A 16,149-nucleotide genomic window follows, 5' to 3' on the forward strand; every position below is an offset into this window, starting at 1 on the left:
ATTATTCCCCTTTCCCCATCCAGGAATCCTGCAGTGTGAAGCCGCTGAGCAGCCGGCCCGGCGCCGGTATCTCAAAGCAGAATCCAGCCTTATCAAGCTGTTCCTTCGTTTTCCTATTGGAAACCTGAATGACCGGCGGTTCAAGCCGGACGTGATGCCAGAAATCGATGAGCGTGGAAACAAATTCCCGGTATGGTCCCTTTGCCGTCTCCGCCAGCATATGAGTAAAGGTCTCGTCGGGAACTATGTAGATCTCCTCCTCCAGCGCCTTCGCCGCCGCTTCTACCGCAGGCGGATCTGGATTCATGATATGGAAGATGCTGCCTTCACTGTCTTTCAGGGCCAGCACCGCTCCCGCGCAGTAATCAATGGGAGTAAGGTCCACTTCCGTCTTTGCCACAGTTCTCGGAATCGCCCCTACCAAATGGAACGCCCGCATCAGCAGATAAAATGCGTTGGTGTCGGGATTTCTCTGAAATACACCGTCTGATGCCCGTCCCACCAGCCGGCCCAGACGAAAGATCTTGGCGGGAAGCCCGCGATGGATGGCTTCCAGGACCAGTCCTTCCGCCAGGAATTTACTCTTCACATAGATATTATCCTCCCAGATTTGACCGATGTCATAATCATTTTCCGTAAAGACGGCCTCTTTCCGTCCATCCTTCAGGTATTCACCGCTCACGCTGCAGGTGGACATATGATAGAATCTGGCTCCGGCTTCTCTGGCAAGAGCCAGCATCTGCTCCGTGCCTCCTACATTCGTTTTAAAGAACGCATCCGCATCCGCCGCATAATGGCGCACATCTGCCGCACCATGGAAAATCTCGCCGACTCTCCCTGCCAGTTCACGGTAATCACTGTCCGAAAGGCCCAGCTTCTCTTTGGACAAGTCGCCTCTTACAACGGAAATCCGCCTGCGCTCCCCCATGATCACTCCTCTTCCAAAATACCAGGAAAGACATTCCAGGAGCCGCTCCTTGTCTCCGTCACGCATCAGGCAGATAATCTCCTCTTCTCCTCTGTCCAGAAGGGCTTTTAAAAGATGTACGCCAAAGAAACCGGTAGCGCCGGTAATAAGAGCAAAACGTTTTTCCGGCTCACGAACAGGGAACACCACTTTTGCGAATTCAGCCTCCTGATCAGCCGCTTCCGTCTCCGAGGAGAACTGCGTTCTTTCTTTGCCGCCCGCATTTCCCCTCAGCAATGCGGCCTGCCCGCGCGCCGTGGGATTCGCATAGAACTCTGCCAGGGACATTTCCAAATGACAGTTAAAATAACTGCTGAGCACGCTCAAAGCCGCCAGGGAGGTTCCCCCCTGCTCAAAGAAAGACACATCCGGCTCCACTGCTTTTTTACTCAGCACCTGATTCCAGATATCCAACACAAATTCTTCATTGATCTCCGGCGAAGGAGACGTTTTCTCCCGGCATGCCTCAGAAACATTCAGGACCTCCGGAACATCTGCCTGCACATGCTCCAGTCCCTCCAAAGCCATTTTCTTAAGTGTCTGCATGTCAATCTTGCTGGTGGCGGTCATAGGCATAGCTTCCAGTGGGATCACCCTGGAAGGCACCATATAAGACGGCAGCATACGCCGCAGATATTCCATCAGCGGACCGCGGACATCCGTTTTTCCCGCAGCCGGCCGGTAAAAGGAACAAAGCTCCATGGAGCCATCGTCCTTGCGTACCGCGACGGTTGCCGCCTGTCCGGCAAAGCCGGAATCCAAAAGCGCCCCTGTGATCTCGTCCAGCTCCACCCGCTGCCCGTTAAGTTTTACCTGGGCGTCTGCCCTTCCGATGAAATCATAAGTGCCATCCAGACGAAGCCGTACAATATCTCCGCTCCGATACATCCTCTCTCCCGGAAAATACAGATCCGGCAGGAAAGACGCTTCCGTAAGATCCGGCCTGGAAATATATCCTCCTGCGAGGCATTCACCGGCAATATATAATTCCCCGCACCCGGTGGGAATGACCGGCCGCATATCTTCATCCAGCACGTATACCCTTGTATTGTTAAGAGGACGCCCCACAGTAATCGGATCTCCCGGCCCCACCGCCGCCATGGTAGTGAAAACCGTCGCCTCTGTCGGGCCGTACATATTCATGAGAGTTCCCTCGCTGACCTCATAGAACTTCGTAAGCAGCCGCTTCGTAAGGACCTCACCGCCGAGGAGCACGATTCGGAGCCCGGAGGCCGCGCGGCAGAATGCCTCATTGCCGAGGCACATCTGAAGCCTGGAGGGAGTCATTTCAAATATTTCCACTCCGTTTCTGCTGATCAGCTCCGCCAGCTTCCAGGGAAGCATCATTTCCTCCTCATCGGCAAGAACTATCAACTTACCCATCGCCAGCGGGAACAGAGTCTCTACAATAAAACAATCAAAAATAGAATTCGTCGAACAGAGTACCGGTCCGCCGATCGGTTCCAGAAGCTCTCTCATCTGACCATATAAATTAGAAACGGAACGGTGCCGAAGCATCACGCCTTTCGGCTTTCCGGTGGATCCGGAGGTGAACAGAACATTGACCAGATCCCCGCCGCTCACAGGGGCATCAGAAAACTGCTCTTCCGTCCGCTCCGAAGCCAGCAGCGTCCGGCACGGAAGCTGCTCCGGCAGACAGCGAAGGGCTTCTTCATCGCAGAGCACACAGACGGCGCCGGAAATCTCCAGCATATAAGACAATCTGGCCTCCGGAAAAGAAGGAAGCATCGGCACATACACACATCCTGCTTTCAGGATGCCAAACATCGCCGCGATCATATCCGGCGTCCGTCCCATACACAATCCAATGCACTGTCCCGGCTCCGCTCCCTCTTCCCGGAGCATGGCCGCCAGGCCGCAGGCGCGGCGTTCTATCTCCCGCATCGTGACTGTGGCCCCGTGATACAATATGGCGGGCATATCAGGCATGGCCTTTATTTTGTTTTCTATCATCCGGTGGATCGGCAGATTCACAAAGGGAGTCGCCAAATAATTTGGAATCTCCACGTATTTCTCATGATCCTCCGCTGACAGCACCGGAACCTCTCCCAGAGGCAGATCCCGTTCCGAACAAAGTTCTTGCAGAATCCGCTCCAGGCACCGTCCGTAGTACCTGACAGTATCCTCCAGAAACACACTGGAAGCGTAGGAAAACCGGAGGATATAGGCATCTCCCTTTTTTGACAGCTCCACCACCATGTCCATTTTCACCGCTCCGGTGGAAATGGGTCGGAATTCCATAGGCTTTCCGTCCAGTACAAAGGCGGATTCATCCACAGGGCTTTGTGTGAGCATCAGCTGATAAAGGGGATTCTGTGCGCCGCGGGGCAGGCCAAGCATCGTGATGATCTCTTCCAGAGAAATCCGCTGATGGTCCAGCATCCCGGCTACCTCTGTCCGTATCTCCTCCAGATAAGCCGATACTGTCTTCTCCTTCTCCGGCCTGAGCCGCAGAGGAAGCGTATTGATAAAGGGTCCGCAGATGTCCTGCGTACCAGGGCAGACCCGGCCTGCCACCGGCGCTCCCAGTATGAAATCCTCACGTCCAGATATCCGCGACAACAGCAGCCCGTAAGCCGCAAGAAACAGAGTGAACGCAGATATCCCGTGCCGCTTGCAATAATCCTCACAGGCAAGATTGACCGGCTTCGGCATTTCCATCTGATATGCTCTGCCCCGGAAATCAAACTCACGGGAACGGACAAAATCAGCAGGCAGCATGAGCGGCTCCGGCAGATTTTGCAGCCGTTCCTTCCAGTATTCCCGTTCCTCCTGATTCTCTTCTTCCGTTTCGGCCGAAAGTGCATAAGCATAGTCGTGATAGCTGAGAGACACTTTCGTTTTTTTCCCGCAATAGGCTTCATTCAGCCGCCGCAGCACAAGCGGTGTACTCAGTCCATCTCCGATGATATGATGGCTGTCCAGTAACAGGAACCACTCCTGCTCCTGATTTTTCCAGATACCGGCCCGAAGAAGAGGAGCACGGCCAAGGTCAAAAGGCTTTAAGAATTCCCCGCAGGCTTCTTCAAAGCAGAGAGCCTCTATCTCTGTCAGAGAAAAGGGCACTTCTTTTTCTATACGCGCATGGACACCTCCGGCCTCCTGTACGAAGGAGGTGCGGAAGACCGCATCCTGCCGGATCAGGTGACGAAACGCGTTTTCCAGCCGTTGGAAATCCGGCTTCTCCGACAAGCGGAACGCCCCAGGCATATTATAAGACAAACCAGTTGGATCCAGATAAGACTGGACATAGATTCCCTGCTGCATCGGAGACAACGGATACCATTCCCTGTCCGGCGCTTTTTCAATCCGTTTTCCCTCTGCCGGAAGAATATCCTCTTCTCCGTATCCGTCTGCCTTTTTCAGATATGCTGTCAGCCGTCTTGCCGTCCTGCACGCATACAGATCCGCAACACGAATTACAAACCCAGTCTTATCCTCCATGGCAGAAATGGTCTCCATGGCATTTAAGGAATTTCCTCCTGATAAAAAATAATCACTATCAGGCCCCATCTCTTTCAGGGACAGGACCTCCCTGAATATATCCACAATATCCTGGAGAAGAACAGCAGAAACCGGTGCCGTAAGGCTCTCCTGCCCTTCCTCTCCCGGAAGCGGCAGCTTTTCTTCCTCCACCTTCCCGTTCCCATTCGTGGGTATCTCCTCCAGGCGCATGATATAGGAAGGTATCATGTACCTGGGAAGGTACGTCGCAGCGAATGCCAGCAGCTCCGTCTCCGGAATCCGTTCTTCGGAACAATAATATGCCAGCAGCAGCATCTGCCCATTTATCTCGCATACACGGGAAGCTGCTGTCTTCACTCCAGGATAGGAGGCGATACACGCCGCCACTTCCTGCGGCTCGATCCGGAGTCCCCGCAGCTTCACCTGTTTATCCAGCCGCCCGGACAGGACGATCTCCCCGTCCGCCGTCCAACAGGCCGAGTCCCCGGTAAAATACATTTTCTCCCCGTTCTCAAAGGGATTATCCAAAAAGCTCTCTTTTGTCAGCTCCGGCTGATTCCGGTATCCACGGCCCACACACGCCCCGCCGACATAGAGCTGCCCGTATACTCCCGCGGGAAGAGGATTCATCCACTTATCCAGCACATATAATTTACAGTTGTCCATAGGACGCCCTGCCGTAATCCGGGCCGCATGGGACAGCTCCTTGATGCTCACTCCCACCGTAGTCTCGGAAGGACCGTATTGGTTATATATCCTGGCATGGCTGACATTCTTAAGCTTCTTCAACAGGTCCGCGGGAAACGCCTCGCCGCCGCAGACGATACTTTCCATGCGGCGCATGGCTCCGCAGAACACGGAATCCTTTAATAGCGCGGAAAGGCGGGACGGAGTCATGGAAAAGAATCCCACTGCATAGCCTGTTATCAGGCCGGCCAGGCGGCGGGGCGACTCCAGCTCCTCTTCTTCCGGAAGCACAATGGTCTTTCCGTTTAACAGCGCCACAATGCTTTCCAGCATAAACGCGTCAAATCCCACATTGCACACGGAAAGGACCGCCCCTTTCCCGTAGATATGGCTCATCGCCCGGGAAAGATTCAGCAGGTTCCTCTGGGTGATCTCCACTCCCTTGGGTTCCCCGGTGCTCCCCGAGGTATAAACCACATAAGCCAGCCTGTCCGGACTTTTCAGTTTTTCTTTAAGCGCCTCATCTGGGCAGCTCACTGTCCCTCTTCCGATATCTTCCACACAGATTACTGGTACGGGACTTCCCGGCCATCCAAAATTCTCCCTGTTTTCTCTGTCTGTCAAAAGGATTCCGGCTCCGCTCCGTTCTAATATGTTCCGGATTCTCCCGGCAGGAAGCTCTGGTGACAGCAGAAGATATCCAAAGCCGGCTTTTAAAATCGCTGTCATGGACTCCAGAAGAGTGAAGCCCCTCGGCAGCAGGACGGCCGCCAGCTCTCTGCCCTCTCCCATACGGCTCTTCACAGTACAGGCGATATCGGAGGCGCGGCAGAGCAGCGCTTCATAGGTCAGCCGTTCTCCTCCATATATGGCTGCGGCCCTTGACGGATAATCCGACGCAGTTTCCTCCAAAGCCTCGCAGACAGAACGTTCCTCCAAAAGCCGGTCCGTCCTGTTAAATGTATACAGTACGCGTTCTCTTTCCTCGGCGGTCAGGACCGCCAGCTGGTATATGGGCTTATCCGGATTGGAAAGAGCCTCCATGAGGATATTGCACAGGCTTTTGTGAAGCCGTACAATCTCCTCTTCCGCAAAAAACTGTGTCAAATAATCATAGTCCACTGAATAACATTTATTATCCAGAAGATTCGTAAGATGAATGCAGAGCTGCTCCGACTGATAACCGCTGTAATGCCACCGCCCCGACAGCATGACCGACGCATCCCTGCTCTCGACTATCTTGCTGTCCTGATAGGATAAAGCGATGTGGAACAGACGGCCTTCCTGTCCTTTGTTCTCTCCCGCCAGCTTTTCAATATGGGAAAAGGGGAAACGCTGGTGGCGGAGCATCTCGAACCAGGCCTCCGCCAGCTCCTCATTGAACTGGTCAAGAGTCCACTCATCATTTATTTTATTATAGAAAGGCAGAGTCGTTACAAACATACCCGTACTCTGCTTAAACAGGAAATTCGTCCGATTGAATATCGGCACGCCGACCATGAACCGGTCAGCCCCGCCTATCCGTTTGAAATAGATCGCCAGCGCCATATAGAACACAGCAAAAGGAGCCACTCTTTTTTCCAGGCAGTAGGAATAGATCGCATGGTTCAGCACCTGGGGCAGATCGCAGCTGAACCTCCTGCCAACAGGACTGACCGCCGCGCTTTTCACACTCTTTAAGACAGAGGGTTCGCCCGACTTTTCCAGAATATCTCTCCAATATCTCTCATCTCTGCTATATGCTTTGGAAGCCAGATAATCCCGTTCCTCTTCCACATGCAGCTCATAGCTTGGCGCCTCTTCAAGAAGCGGCTCTTTACCGGCCAAAAGATCCAGATAAGTCTGGCCGATCCGGTTGCAGACAAGGACCTGCGACCATCCATCTGAGATGATATGGTGGATCTTAACCAGCACACCCCCCGCGTTCTCGCCGGCCCGAAACAGAACAAAACGGTACAGCGGCCCGCCGGTCAGCGGAATCGTCTCCCTGGTCATGGCGGCTTCCCAACTCTCTATGCCTTCGCTGCTTGTGTGCGAAAAGTCAAAAACGGGAAAATCCTCTTCGGAAAAAGGAACATGGTACTGGAGCAGTTCCCCGTCTTCCCAAAGGATCCGAGTCCGAAGGGACGGGTCCATCTTCAGCACCAAGCGGATACTCTCCTGCAGTATCACAAAATCCATCCGGCCCTGCAGGCGTATTGTCGTACTTATATTGTTCACAGAAGTCCCGTCAAAGGTACGTTCCAGATCCCAGATATTGCGCTGGCTCAGAGACAACGGAAAACGATGTCCCTTACTCTCCATGTTCACAGTCCCCAGCCCCCTTTCACACTTTTGTCCACTTATATTTATACCTTTTTTCGCCAGTAAAAGCAATCATATATTTCATTTTAAAGGCTATATTCTGATTTTATGGAGGATTATGTATGATTTATGAGAGCGGTTTATCAACTAATGGGAATAATTGGAAATTATTAGCAGACGGCGACAGAAAAGAGCTGAATAAAGATTATTCTGTCGGATTATATATGCGTCTTTCCAAAGATGACGGAGAATCATCAGAGAGTTCCAGCATTACCAACCAGCGGAAGCTTCTTCTTTCGTATGCCAAAAATCATGGACTTTCTGTCTTTGACGAATACGTGGATGACGGATTCAGCGGCACAAACTTCAACCGGCCCGCTTTCCGCCGTATGCTGAAAGACATTGAGGCCAGACAGATCAACATGATCCTTGTCAAAGACCTTTCCCGCCTGGGGAGGGACTATATCATGACCGGCCAGTATACGGAAGTCTATTTCCCTTCCAGGCGGGTGCGTTTCATCGCCGTAAATGATAATTTTGATTCTGACTCTCCCGACTCGGACATCGCGCCTTTTAAAAATGTGGTAAACGAAATGTACGCCCGGGATACCAGCCGCAAAATCCGCTCTGCCTTCCTGGTGCGGATGCAGGAAGGCAGCTATGTGGGCAGCCTGGCTCCTTATGGCTACCGGAAGGACCCGGAGGATAAACATCGCCTGCTCCCCGACGACCAGGCATCCGGAGTGGTAAAAGACATTTTCGCCATGGCTGCTGGCGGTATGCACCCCGCTTCCATTGCCGCCGATCTGAACCGCCGGGGAATCCTTTCGCCAAAGGCCTACCGCGGTTCTGAAAACATCAATCCCAAAAAAGCTTCCGCAGGCTCCCCGCCTGTGAGCTCCTGGTCCGCCAGGACCATAACAAAGCTTCTGCGAAACCCTGTATATTTAGGACACATGGCCCAGGGGCGCTCCAGGAAGGTCTCCTTTAAATCTCAGCTCACCGTAAAAAACCCTCCGGAAGCCTGGATCTTGGTGGAAAACACCCATCAGGCTTTGGTATCCTCCGATATTTTTTTACAGGCGGGCGCTTTTCTGGATTCCAGAAGATCCACCGCTGCCACAAGGCAGGACGGCGGGCCCTTTTTATGTAAATAGACATCATCCAAATACAGACGTCTCAGATACTTCAGCCTTGTTCCGGCGGCCTGAAGCGGAAAAAAATTTTCACAGTCTGGAACTTCACTCTGCCGCCTGGCGTCTTATCAAAGCGCCCCTGTCCAATCTCAATATGATCAATCAAATGATAAAGGAGATCCTGCGTAAGTTCTGCCGGTTCTGAAAAACCGCACTGCCCCATGAGCAATCGTATTCTGGAAAGTACGATTCCATACAAATCATCGTAAGCGATAAAATGATTGGAGCATCCTTGGGTTCCCTTCTGTTTATACGCGCCGCAGGCCAAATTCGCATTCGCACCCTTTTTCCGGGAGCTGACCGCTGACATCCTCCATCCGCAGTCCCCGCACCTGGCAAGCCCTGAAAATAAATTATGGAATCCGTTCCCTTGAATACTGGTCCGCTGCCGGCTCCGCCGCGCGGCAATCTCAAATACCTCATAAGTCACCAGAGGCTCGTGAGTATTCTCTACGACTATCCAGTCAGACGTCGGCAGGGACATGGCCGCAGGACATTTGAATGATAATTTTGACGTCTTCCTCTGTGCCATATGCCCGAGATAAACCGGATTCCTCAGCATCTTGACGATGGTGGAGGACGTCCATTCCCGCCGTTTGGAAAAGTCTTCTATGCGGAGGGAAGGGTTTCTCATGCAGCGGTATTCCGCCGGCGTCGGTATTTTCTGTTCGTTCAGTTCTCTGGCTATCTGCACCGGCAGAACTCCAGAAGCGGCTTTTTGAAAGATTTCTTTTACGATAGTTCCAGTCATTTCATTGACAACTAAATGATGTTTATCCATGGCATCCCGTTCATAACCATACGGCGCATGCGCGCCTATAAAGGCTCCTTCCTGCATCCGCACCAATAAAGCGGTACGGATCTTTCGGCTGGTATCCCTGGCATACATCTCATTGATCACATTTCGGAAGGGGACCACATCAGAAAACAGATCGTCGGAATCGTAATTGTCATTGACCGCTATATAACGCACCCCTTTGGATGGAAAATAGACCTCCGTATACCGTCCGGTTGTGATATAGTCGCGGCCCAGGCGTGACAAGTCCTTTGTGATGACCATGTTTATTTGTTTATTTTCTATATCTCGTATCATACGTTTAAAACCAGGCCGGTTAAAGGTCGTACCGGAGATTCCATCGTCCACATACTCTCCAAAGACGAAAAACCCATTTTCCGACGCATATCTCCTGAGCATCTTCCTCTGAGAAGAGATACTGGCGCTTTCCCCGGCGCCGCTGTCATCCTTTGAAAGACGCATATACAGAGCCGCTGAATACTTCTGCCGAGCTGACATAATCCCCCTCATTCCGCAGAAACAGCCTCGGACTCAGATAACGGCAGCGCCTCCTGGTCTGATATTTCCTTCATCAGTTCCTGTAAATCCCATTTGTCCGAAAAGAAAAGTTCCACTTCGTATTTGACTTTTTCCTTGCTTTCTTCCTCCACAGAGCTGCCCTTTCATTGGTTTTTCTTTGATTCACTCTATGTGAAGGAGCTTGTACGATATACGAAAAAAGGGGCAGCCCTCATGATGATGCCCCCCTGATCAGCTCTATTCATTTATCCAGCACAAAAATTTATAATTTTCTTTTCCTTTCAGAAAATCTTCCGCGGAAATGATATACCAGCCCTCCACACTTTTGCCGTCTTTCATGATCGTTCGACGTCCAACGATCATCTCCTGACCATTTTTGCTAACCGAAGTCTGGGGATGGAAATTCATTTTTCCGCCCTGGATCTTTAAAAATGTTTCTGTCTCCCCACCGTCGAATTTATAATACTTCCATTCTCCCTCCTGAAAGCCTTCCTCCCAGCTTACATAAATCAAGTCATTTTCTATAATGACCATGGGGCCTCCGATGAAGCTGCCGACCTGTTTTTTCTCCCCAGTCTTCAAATCCCATATCGAAAACATACCCTCTTCCTCTTTGTTGTCCTGGTCTGTTCCTCCCCTTTGACAAACTGCTTTCCCATGGCTCCAGTCTGTAAGGGAAACGCCTGCGCCGTCTTCAAGTGGTGTCACATCCCCTGTGTCCAGACTCATAATCCAATAAGTGTTTTGGCTTGGATCCTGCACACCCGCTAAATTCAGATACATCTTATCCTCATATATGTACAGCAAATCGTAAAAAAGACTCTCATCCGTTCCGTATTCTTTTCTCAGGAGCACCTCTGTTTTTCCATTTTCCAAGTCAATGGATAAGATACTGGCGCTTTGTTTCAAGACTTCAACAGCATCCCCGTTTTCTTCTGTCTCCACTTGAATAACAGAAAAATAAGCCTTTCCCCCGTAATACAGCATTTCAGATCCAGTGAACTGTACATTCCCCAGAACAGCCAGCTCCTTTTCCTGTTCTCCGGCAGCATCCGCCTGGCAGAAAGTAACCGGCTTCCCTTCTATTGCCGATCTGATATAGTAAAGCCTGTCACGATAAATGGCTGGAAACACCGCCCGGCCCCGAAATAAATTTGCCGTACAATCGTCCGATTCATGAGTACAATTTGGCCGGGCACAAAGCGGGTAAGTTGTATCTGCTTGATAATCATAGAACTGCAGCATACCTCCGTCTCCCGATAATAAGATTCCTTTTTCTGTTACACAAATAAACCAACTGGAGACTACAGGCTCCTCCTGACTCTCGTCGGACCGCTTCCTGCTTTCCTGTGTTTCAGCACAGGAAGCAGAAACCAGCAGTGAAGCTGCGATTATACAGAACAAATATTTCTTTGATTTCATTCTCAGCACCTCCCTATGGTATCTTCCATATTGTTGTTTTAATTATCCTTAAATTATCATAAATTTATCAATTATTATTTTAATAATACTATATATTTACTTTATATTCAATTGTTTTTAGACACATAATCTGTCCGCTTTTGATTGTCAGCCATATTACAGAATTTCATTGTCTATTATGAATCGGATGTTCAAAGAAGTATTTATCGGATCCGTATTCTTCGCATCCAAATATCAACTGCCCATGTGCATGGGGCTCGGGTGCAACGCTGCAGGCGTTACCGGCTGCCGAATCATCCACTCCCCCAGGGAGCGGCTCATTGCCATCCTGACCAACGCCTTCATCCCCTGTAACGGACGGTTCCCTACGTTGATTGCCCTGATCACCATGTTTTTCGTCGGCACAGGAAATGGGCTGCTGGGCAGTCTCCAAGCCGCGCTCATCCTCACAGGAGTCATTGCGTTCTCTATCCTGATGACCTTCGCCGCATCCCGGCTGCTGTCTGTCACCATATTAAAGGGGGAACCTTCCTCTTTCATACTGGAAATGCCGCCGTACAGGAAGCCGCAGATTAAAAAAGTACTCATTCGCTCTGTTCTGGACCGCACCTTATTCGTCCTGGGCCGCGCCGTGATCGTAGCCATTCCGGCAGGTCTGGTCATCTGGCTCATCGCCAATGTCCGCCTGGAAGGTCTGTCCCTGCTCCAGTGGACCTCCTCCTTCCTGAATCCGCTGGGGCTCCTGATGGGTCTGGATGGTGTGATCCTCCTGGCATTCATCCTGGGCTTTCCCGCAAATGAGATTGTGATTCCGATCATCCTCATGAGCTATCTCTCCGCAGGGACTCTCGTGGAATCCGGAAACCTGGCAGAGCTGCACGCGCTCCTGGTCTCCCACGGATGGACCTGGGCCACATCTGTATCCATGATACTGTTCTCCCTGATGCATTGGCCCTGCTCCACCACCTGCCTGACCATAAAAAAAGAAACCGGCAGCATCAAATGGACAGTTACCGCTTTCCTGCTGCCCACCGTATTCGGTGTGCTGGCCTGTATGCTGTTCACCGCTGTTGTCCGGCTGTTCGGCTTCATCTGAGCGCATCCCGGCTCCTGCCCGGTATGCCGTCCCAGAATGTTATTGACCTGTCCTTCTTCCGGCATTATAATAGCAGTATCATAAAGGCTTTTATAAAAGGCAAGGAGGGGTTTACACTATGGTAAACAGAAGCTATTACGGACATGACACACAGTTTTACGGTGTAGAAGAACATCGGCTGGCAGGAGGAAAGGGAGACGGCATGCACCTGTTCCAGGTTCGGAACGGAAGCGGCCTGGAGTTCACGGTTTCCGCAGACCGCGCAGCAGACATCTCCCGTATTTCTTTTAAAGGCGTAAACTTAAATTATATGGGGCCCGCCGGATATGTGGCTCCTGCTTATTACGATGAACCCGGATTCGGTTTCCTGAAATCCTTCACCTGTGGTTTTCTCACCACCTGCGGACTTCAGGCCATCGGTACTCCCAGCGTGGACGGCGATATCCCATGCCCTCTTCACGGAACCATTTCCAACATTCCGGCGGACCATATTTATTATACGGAAGAAGACGGCAAAATCGAGATCCACGCCAGAGTCAGCGATGCAGAAATCTTCAAACAGAAACTCATCCTCACCAGAACGATTTCCTGTGAATGCGGCACAAACAAACTGAAGATAACCGACAGTGTGAAAAACGCTGGTTCCGCAGATGAACCTTTCATGCTCCTGTACCACATGAATATGGGATATCCACTTCTCAGTGAAACTTCCAGGGTGGCCGTATCCTCAAAAAATATCATCCCTAGGGACGACCATGCGGCAAAGGATCTCGATACCTGGGATAAGATGCTCGCACCCACGCCTAATTTCCAGGAACAATGCTATTACCATGAATTTGAAGAAAATAAACCCTGCGCAAAAATCTTTAACCCCGATGCCGGCGTTGGTCTGGCCATCCGCTGGGATCAAAAACAGATTCCTTATATGACAGAGTGGAAGATGATGGGCGAGAGGGACTATGTCCTCGGTCTTGAACCCACCATCAGCAAGCTGGAAGGCCGCGCGGAGCTTCGCAAAAACGGTGCCCTGCAGTTCATTAAACCGGGAGAGGTCCGCTGCTTTGAGCTGGAAGTGGAGTTCTTCGACAAAGAGGCCGACTGGGAAGCTGCAAAATAGTACGTCTCAATAACAATGATACAAAATACTTTTTGGAAGCATTCTATTAGTTCTGGTCAGGAAATCGGCAGAAGTTCCGAGCCGTCACGATTTCGGTTCGCTGGCGATGCAGGCGCCGCTTTATCCCCGCTCCGGCAGTACCGTTCACATGTCGACAGGAAATCTTTATGATTTCCCGTCTCCTGTTCTCTCAGAAACGGAATCGGTATTTCCGTTTCTGTCTCCCTCCGCCTGGGGAACACCGGCCGCTGCCCTGCGGCGCTCACCTTTAGGCCGGCCCGGAATCGTTCTGACGGTTTCCTGTCTGCCGCACCGTTACAGACATGTGCCATATTCCTGATTCCAGAAAAGGATTGGATATACACAGGGCCCGCATGCCTCACGGCAGCGGGCCTCTGTGGCCGCCCCAATGGCTTTCACAACAAACAAAAGCTTATTTCGGTGCGGGAAGCGGACTTACTCCTGTCTCCTCGACTATAAAAATGAATTTGATTGAAAGATATTTAAAGGTATACCTTGCGCCACGAAGTACGTCTGCCCTCTGAATCATATATTCCGAACAAAAGACTGTGTCCGCCGATTCGTTTGAACCGGAGGACACAGTCTTTTATCATTTATATTTCTATATCAAATTTCTTCAGCCCTTCGACGATTGACTCGTAGCCCGTCACGAGGACGGTATGCAGTCCAAACTGTCTGGCCGTTTCCAGATTCTGAGGCAGGTCATCAAAAAACACTGCTTCCTCCGGACATATCTGATACCTGGAAATCAAGGTCTCATAAATTTCCGGCTCCGGTTTGACAGACTGTACCTGATAGGAAATCACCTGACCGTCCGCATACTGAAGGAACTCAAAACGAGACAATCGTTCTTCGAAAAAAGTTTTTCCATAATTGGACAGGATATAAATCCGATATCCCTGTTCTTTCAGTCCTTTTAAAAGACCTGCCGCATAGCTATTCTGCTCCACTGCTGCCGCCGCTCCCGCATACACCCTGCGGACCTGCTCTTCATATCCCGGCACATCCTCACAAATGGAAACCAGCAGTTCCTCGTCGGGAAGCCTTCCTCTGTCCACTTCTTTCCACTTAGGGCTCAGGAAAAGAGCTTCTGTTACGGCCCGTTCCTCTTCCTCTGAAAAGGAAAAACGCTCCAGATAATCCCGCCAGTTGAAGTCGGCAAGAACATTTCCAATATCAAAGATTACCGAACGAATCATGATCCGCCTCCTATATGAGAGGTTTCCTCTCGATCACCTCACTCCTGCCGGGTCCATTGGAAACAAGAGTGATCGGTACGCCGATTTCTTTTTCGATCTCATCTATATAATTCCTGCAGTTCTCCGGCAGCTCCTCATAATTACGGATACCACGGATATCGCATTTCCATCCGGGAAGCTTTTTGTAGACCGGCTTTGCATATTCGAGCTTGGCCGTGGTGGGAAATTCTTTTTCCACCTTTCCGTCATATTCATATCCTACGCAGATGGGAATCTCATCCAGATATCCCAGCACATCCAGGACCGTCAGGGCAACCTCAGTGGCTCCCTGTACCCGGCATCCATAGCGGCTGGCCACAGCATCGAACCAGCCCATTCTCCTGGGACGGCCTGTGGTCGCACCGTATTCACCGCCGTCACCGCCTCTGTTTCGGAGCTCATTCGCCTCATCTCCAAAAATCTCACTGACAAAGGCTCCCGCGCCTACCGCACTGGAATATGCCTTAACCACCGTAGTGATATTCTTGATCTCATAGGGAGGGATGCCGGCGCCGATGGCTCCATAAGCAGCCAGGGTAGAAGACGAGGTGACCATCGGATAGATTCCGTGGTCCGGATCCTTGAGAGAACCAAGCTGACCCTCCAGCAGGATATTCTTACCTTCCTTCAGAGCTTCATGGAGATACGCGGAAGTGTCGCAGACATAGGGAGCGATCATATCCTTATATTCCATCAGGGTCGCGAATACCTCATCCGGTACCAGCGGCGGCTGATGATACAGGTTCTCCAGAAGCACATTTTTCAAAACACAGACATTCTTTACTTTATCCATCAGCTCATCGGGGCAGCCGAACAGCTCGCTGACCTGGAAGCCGATCTTCGCGTATTTATCGGAATAGAACGGCGCGATGCCGGATTTGGTAGAACCGAAGGATTTACCCGCAAGCCGGGCCTCTTCGCAGGCATCCAGCAGCATATGATAGGGCATCATGATCTGGGCCCTGTCGGAAACCAGAATTTTCGGAGTGGGCACGCCCTTCTCCTCCAACGCTTTGATTTCTTTAAGCAGATAGGGAATATTCAGAGCCACGCCGTTTCCGATGATGCTGGTGGTATGGTCATAGAATACACCGGAAGGAAGCAGGTGCAGCGCAAATTTTCCATAATTATTGATAATGGTATGGCCTGCGTTGCTGCCACCCTGGAACCGGATGATGATATCCGATTTTTCAGCCAGCATATCTGTTATTTTACCCTTTCCTTCGTCGCCCCAGTTGGCTCCTACAATCGCTCTTACCATTCTTTTGTCCTCCTAAGAACCTGAGATTAGATCACTCTC

The 16,149-nt window shown here is 51.1% G+C and carries 9 protein-coding genes; 3 read left to right on the top strand and 6 right to left on the bottom strand.

What is annotated here, in order from left to right; genetic code table 11:
• Position 1: 1 nt before the first annotated feature.
• Positions 2–7,444 (bottom strand): non-ribosomal peptide synthetase, encoded by a 7,443-nt coding sequence (locus tag LQE92_RS05235; protein ID WP_231062051.1) that lies wholly within the window; start codon positions 7,442–7,444, stop codon positions 2–4.
• Between the two features lie 122 nt (positions 7,445–7,566).
• Between LQE92_RS05235 and LQE92_RS05240 the strand changes: the two genes are divergently transcribed.
• Entirely contained in the window at positions 7,567–8,601 is a 1,035-nt protein-coding gene (locus LQE92_RS05240; RefSeq protein ID WP_231061951.1) for a recombinase family protein, read from the top strand.
• A gap of 31 nt (positions 8,602–8,632) precedes the next feature.
• Here the strand turns inward: LQE92_RS05240 and LQE92_RS05245 are convergent, their stop codons facing one another.
• Together LQE92_RS05245 and LQE92_RS05250 are read right to left on the bottom strand one after the other, a co-directional pair.
• Entirely contained in the window at positions 8,633–9,934 is a 1,302-nt protein-coding gene (locus LQE92_RS05245) for a recombinase family protein (protein ID WP_231061952.1), read from the bottom strand.
• A gap of 258 nt (positions 9,935–10,192) precedes the next feature.
• A complete protein-coding gene (locus LQE92_RS05250) occupies positions 10,193–11,377 on the bottom strand; it encodes a hypothetical protein (RefSeq protein ID WP_231061953.1) in 1,185 nt (394 codons plus the stop codon).
• 187 nt (positions 11,378–11,564) lie between these two features.
• Here LQE92_RS05250 and LQE92_RS05255 point away from each other — a divergent pair, with 187 nt between their 5' ends.
• Complete coding sequence (locus tag LQE92_RS05255) at positions 11,565–12,473, top strand: nucleoside recognition domain-containing protein (RefSeq protein WP_331001240.1); 909 nt, start codon at positions 11,565–11,567, stop codon at positions 12,471–12,473.
• Positions 12,474–12,591: 118 nt separating this feature from the next.
• Positions 12,592–13,590 carry an aldose 1-epimerase family protein gene (locus LQE92_RS05260; protein WP_231061954.1) on the top strand — a complete coding sequence of 333 codons (999 nt, stop codon included), beginning with the start codon at positions 12,592–12,594 and terminating at the stop codon, positions 13,588–13,590.
• Between the two features lie 56 nt (positions 13,591–13,646).
• Here the strand turns inward: LQE92_RS05260 and LQE92_RS05265 are convergent, their stop codons facing one another.
• From LQE92_RS05265 to LQE92_RS05275, 3 genes are all read right to left on the bottom strand, one after another.
• Positions 13,647–13,922, bottom strand: a complete 276-nt coding sequence (locus LQE92_RS05265; protein WP_231061955.1) for a hypothetical protein — start codon at positions 13,920–13,922, stop codon at positions 13,647–13,649.
• Between the two features lie 282 nt (positions 13,923–14,204).
• Positions 14,205–14,810 carry an HAD family hydrolase gene (locus LQE92_RS05270; RefSeq protein ID WP_231061956.1) on the bottom strand — a complete coding sequence of 202 codons (606 nt, stop codon included), beginning with the start codon at positions 14,808–14,810 and terminating at the stop codon, positions 14,205–14,207.
• A gap of 10 nt (positions 14,811–14,820) precedes the next feature.
• Positions 14,821–16,110: an adenylosuccinate synthase gene (locus LQE92_RS05275; RefSeq protein ID WP_231061957.1), complete on the bottom strand. Its 1,290-nt coding sequence runs from the start codon at positions 16,108–16,110 to the stop codon at positions 14,821–14,823.
• Positions 16,111–16,149: the final 39 nt, after the last annotated feature.

Source organism: Lientehia hominis (assembly GCF_021044755.1).
Classification (GTDB): domain Bacteria; phylum Bacillota; class Clostridia; order Lachnospirales; family Lachnospiraceae; genus Lientehia; species Lientehia hominis.

Coding starts and splice junctions, on each gene's coding strand:
- LQE92_RS05235 (WP_231062051.1), bottom strand. CDS start 7,444: ATGGAGAGTAAGGGACATCGTTTTCCGTTGTCTCTGAGCCAGCGCAAT.
- LQE92_RS05240 (WP_231061951.1), top strand. CDS start 7,567: ATGATTTATGAGAGCGGTTTATCAACTAATGGGAATAATTGGAAATTA.
- LQE92_RS05245 (WP_231061952.1), bottom strand. CDS start 9,934: ATGTCAGCTCGGCAGAAGTATTCAGCGGCTCTGTATATGCGTCTTTCA.
- LQE92_RS05250 (WP_231061953.1), bottom strand. CDS start 11,377: ATGAAATCAAAGAAATATTTGTTCTGTATAATCGCAGCTTCACTGCTG.
- LQE92_RS05255 (WP_331001240.1), top strand. CDS start 11,565: ATGTTCAAAGAAGTATTTATCGGATCCGTATTCTTCGCATCCAAATAT.
- LQE92_RS05260 (WP_231061954.1), top strand. CDS start 12,592: ATGGTAAACAGAAGCTATTACGGACATGACACACAGTTTTACGGTGTA.
- LQE92_RS05265 (WP_231061955.1), bottom strand. CDS start 13,922: ATGGCACATGTCTGTAACGGTGCGGCAGACAGGAAACCGTCAGAACGA.
- LQE92_RS05270 (WP_231061956.1), bottom strand. CDS start 14,810: ATGATTCGTTCGGTAATCTTTGATATTGGAAATGTTCTTGCCGACTTC.
- LQE92_RS05275 (WP_231061957.1), bottom strand. CDS start 16,110: ATGGTAAGAGCGATTGTAGGAGCCAACTGGGGCGACGAAGGAAAGGGT.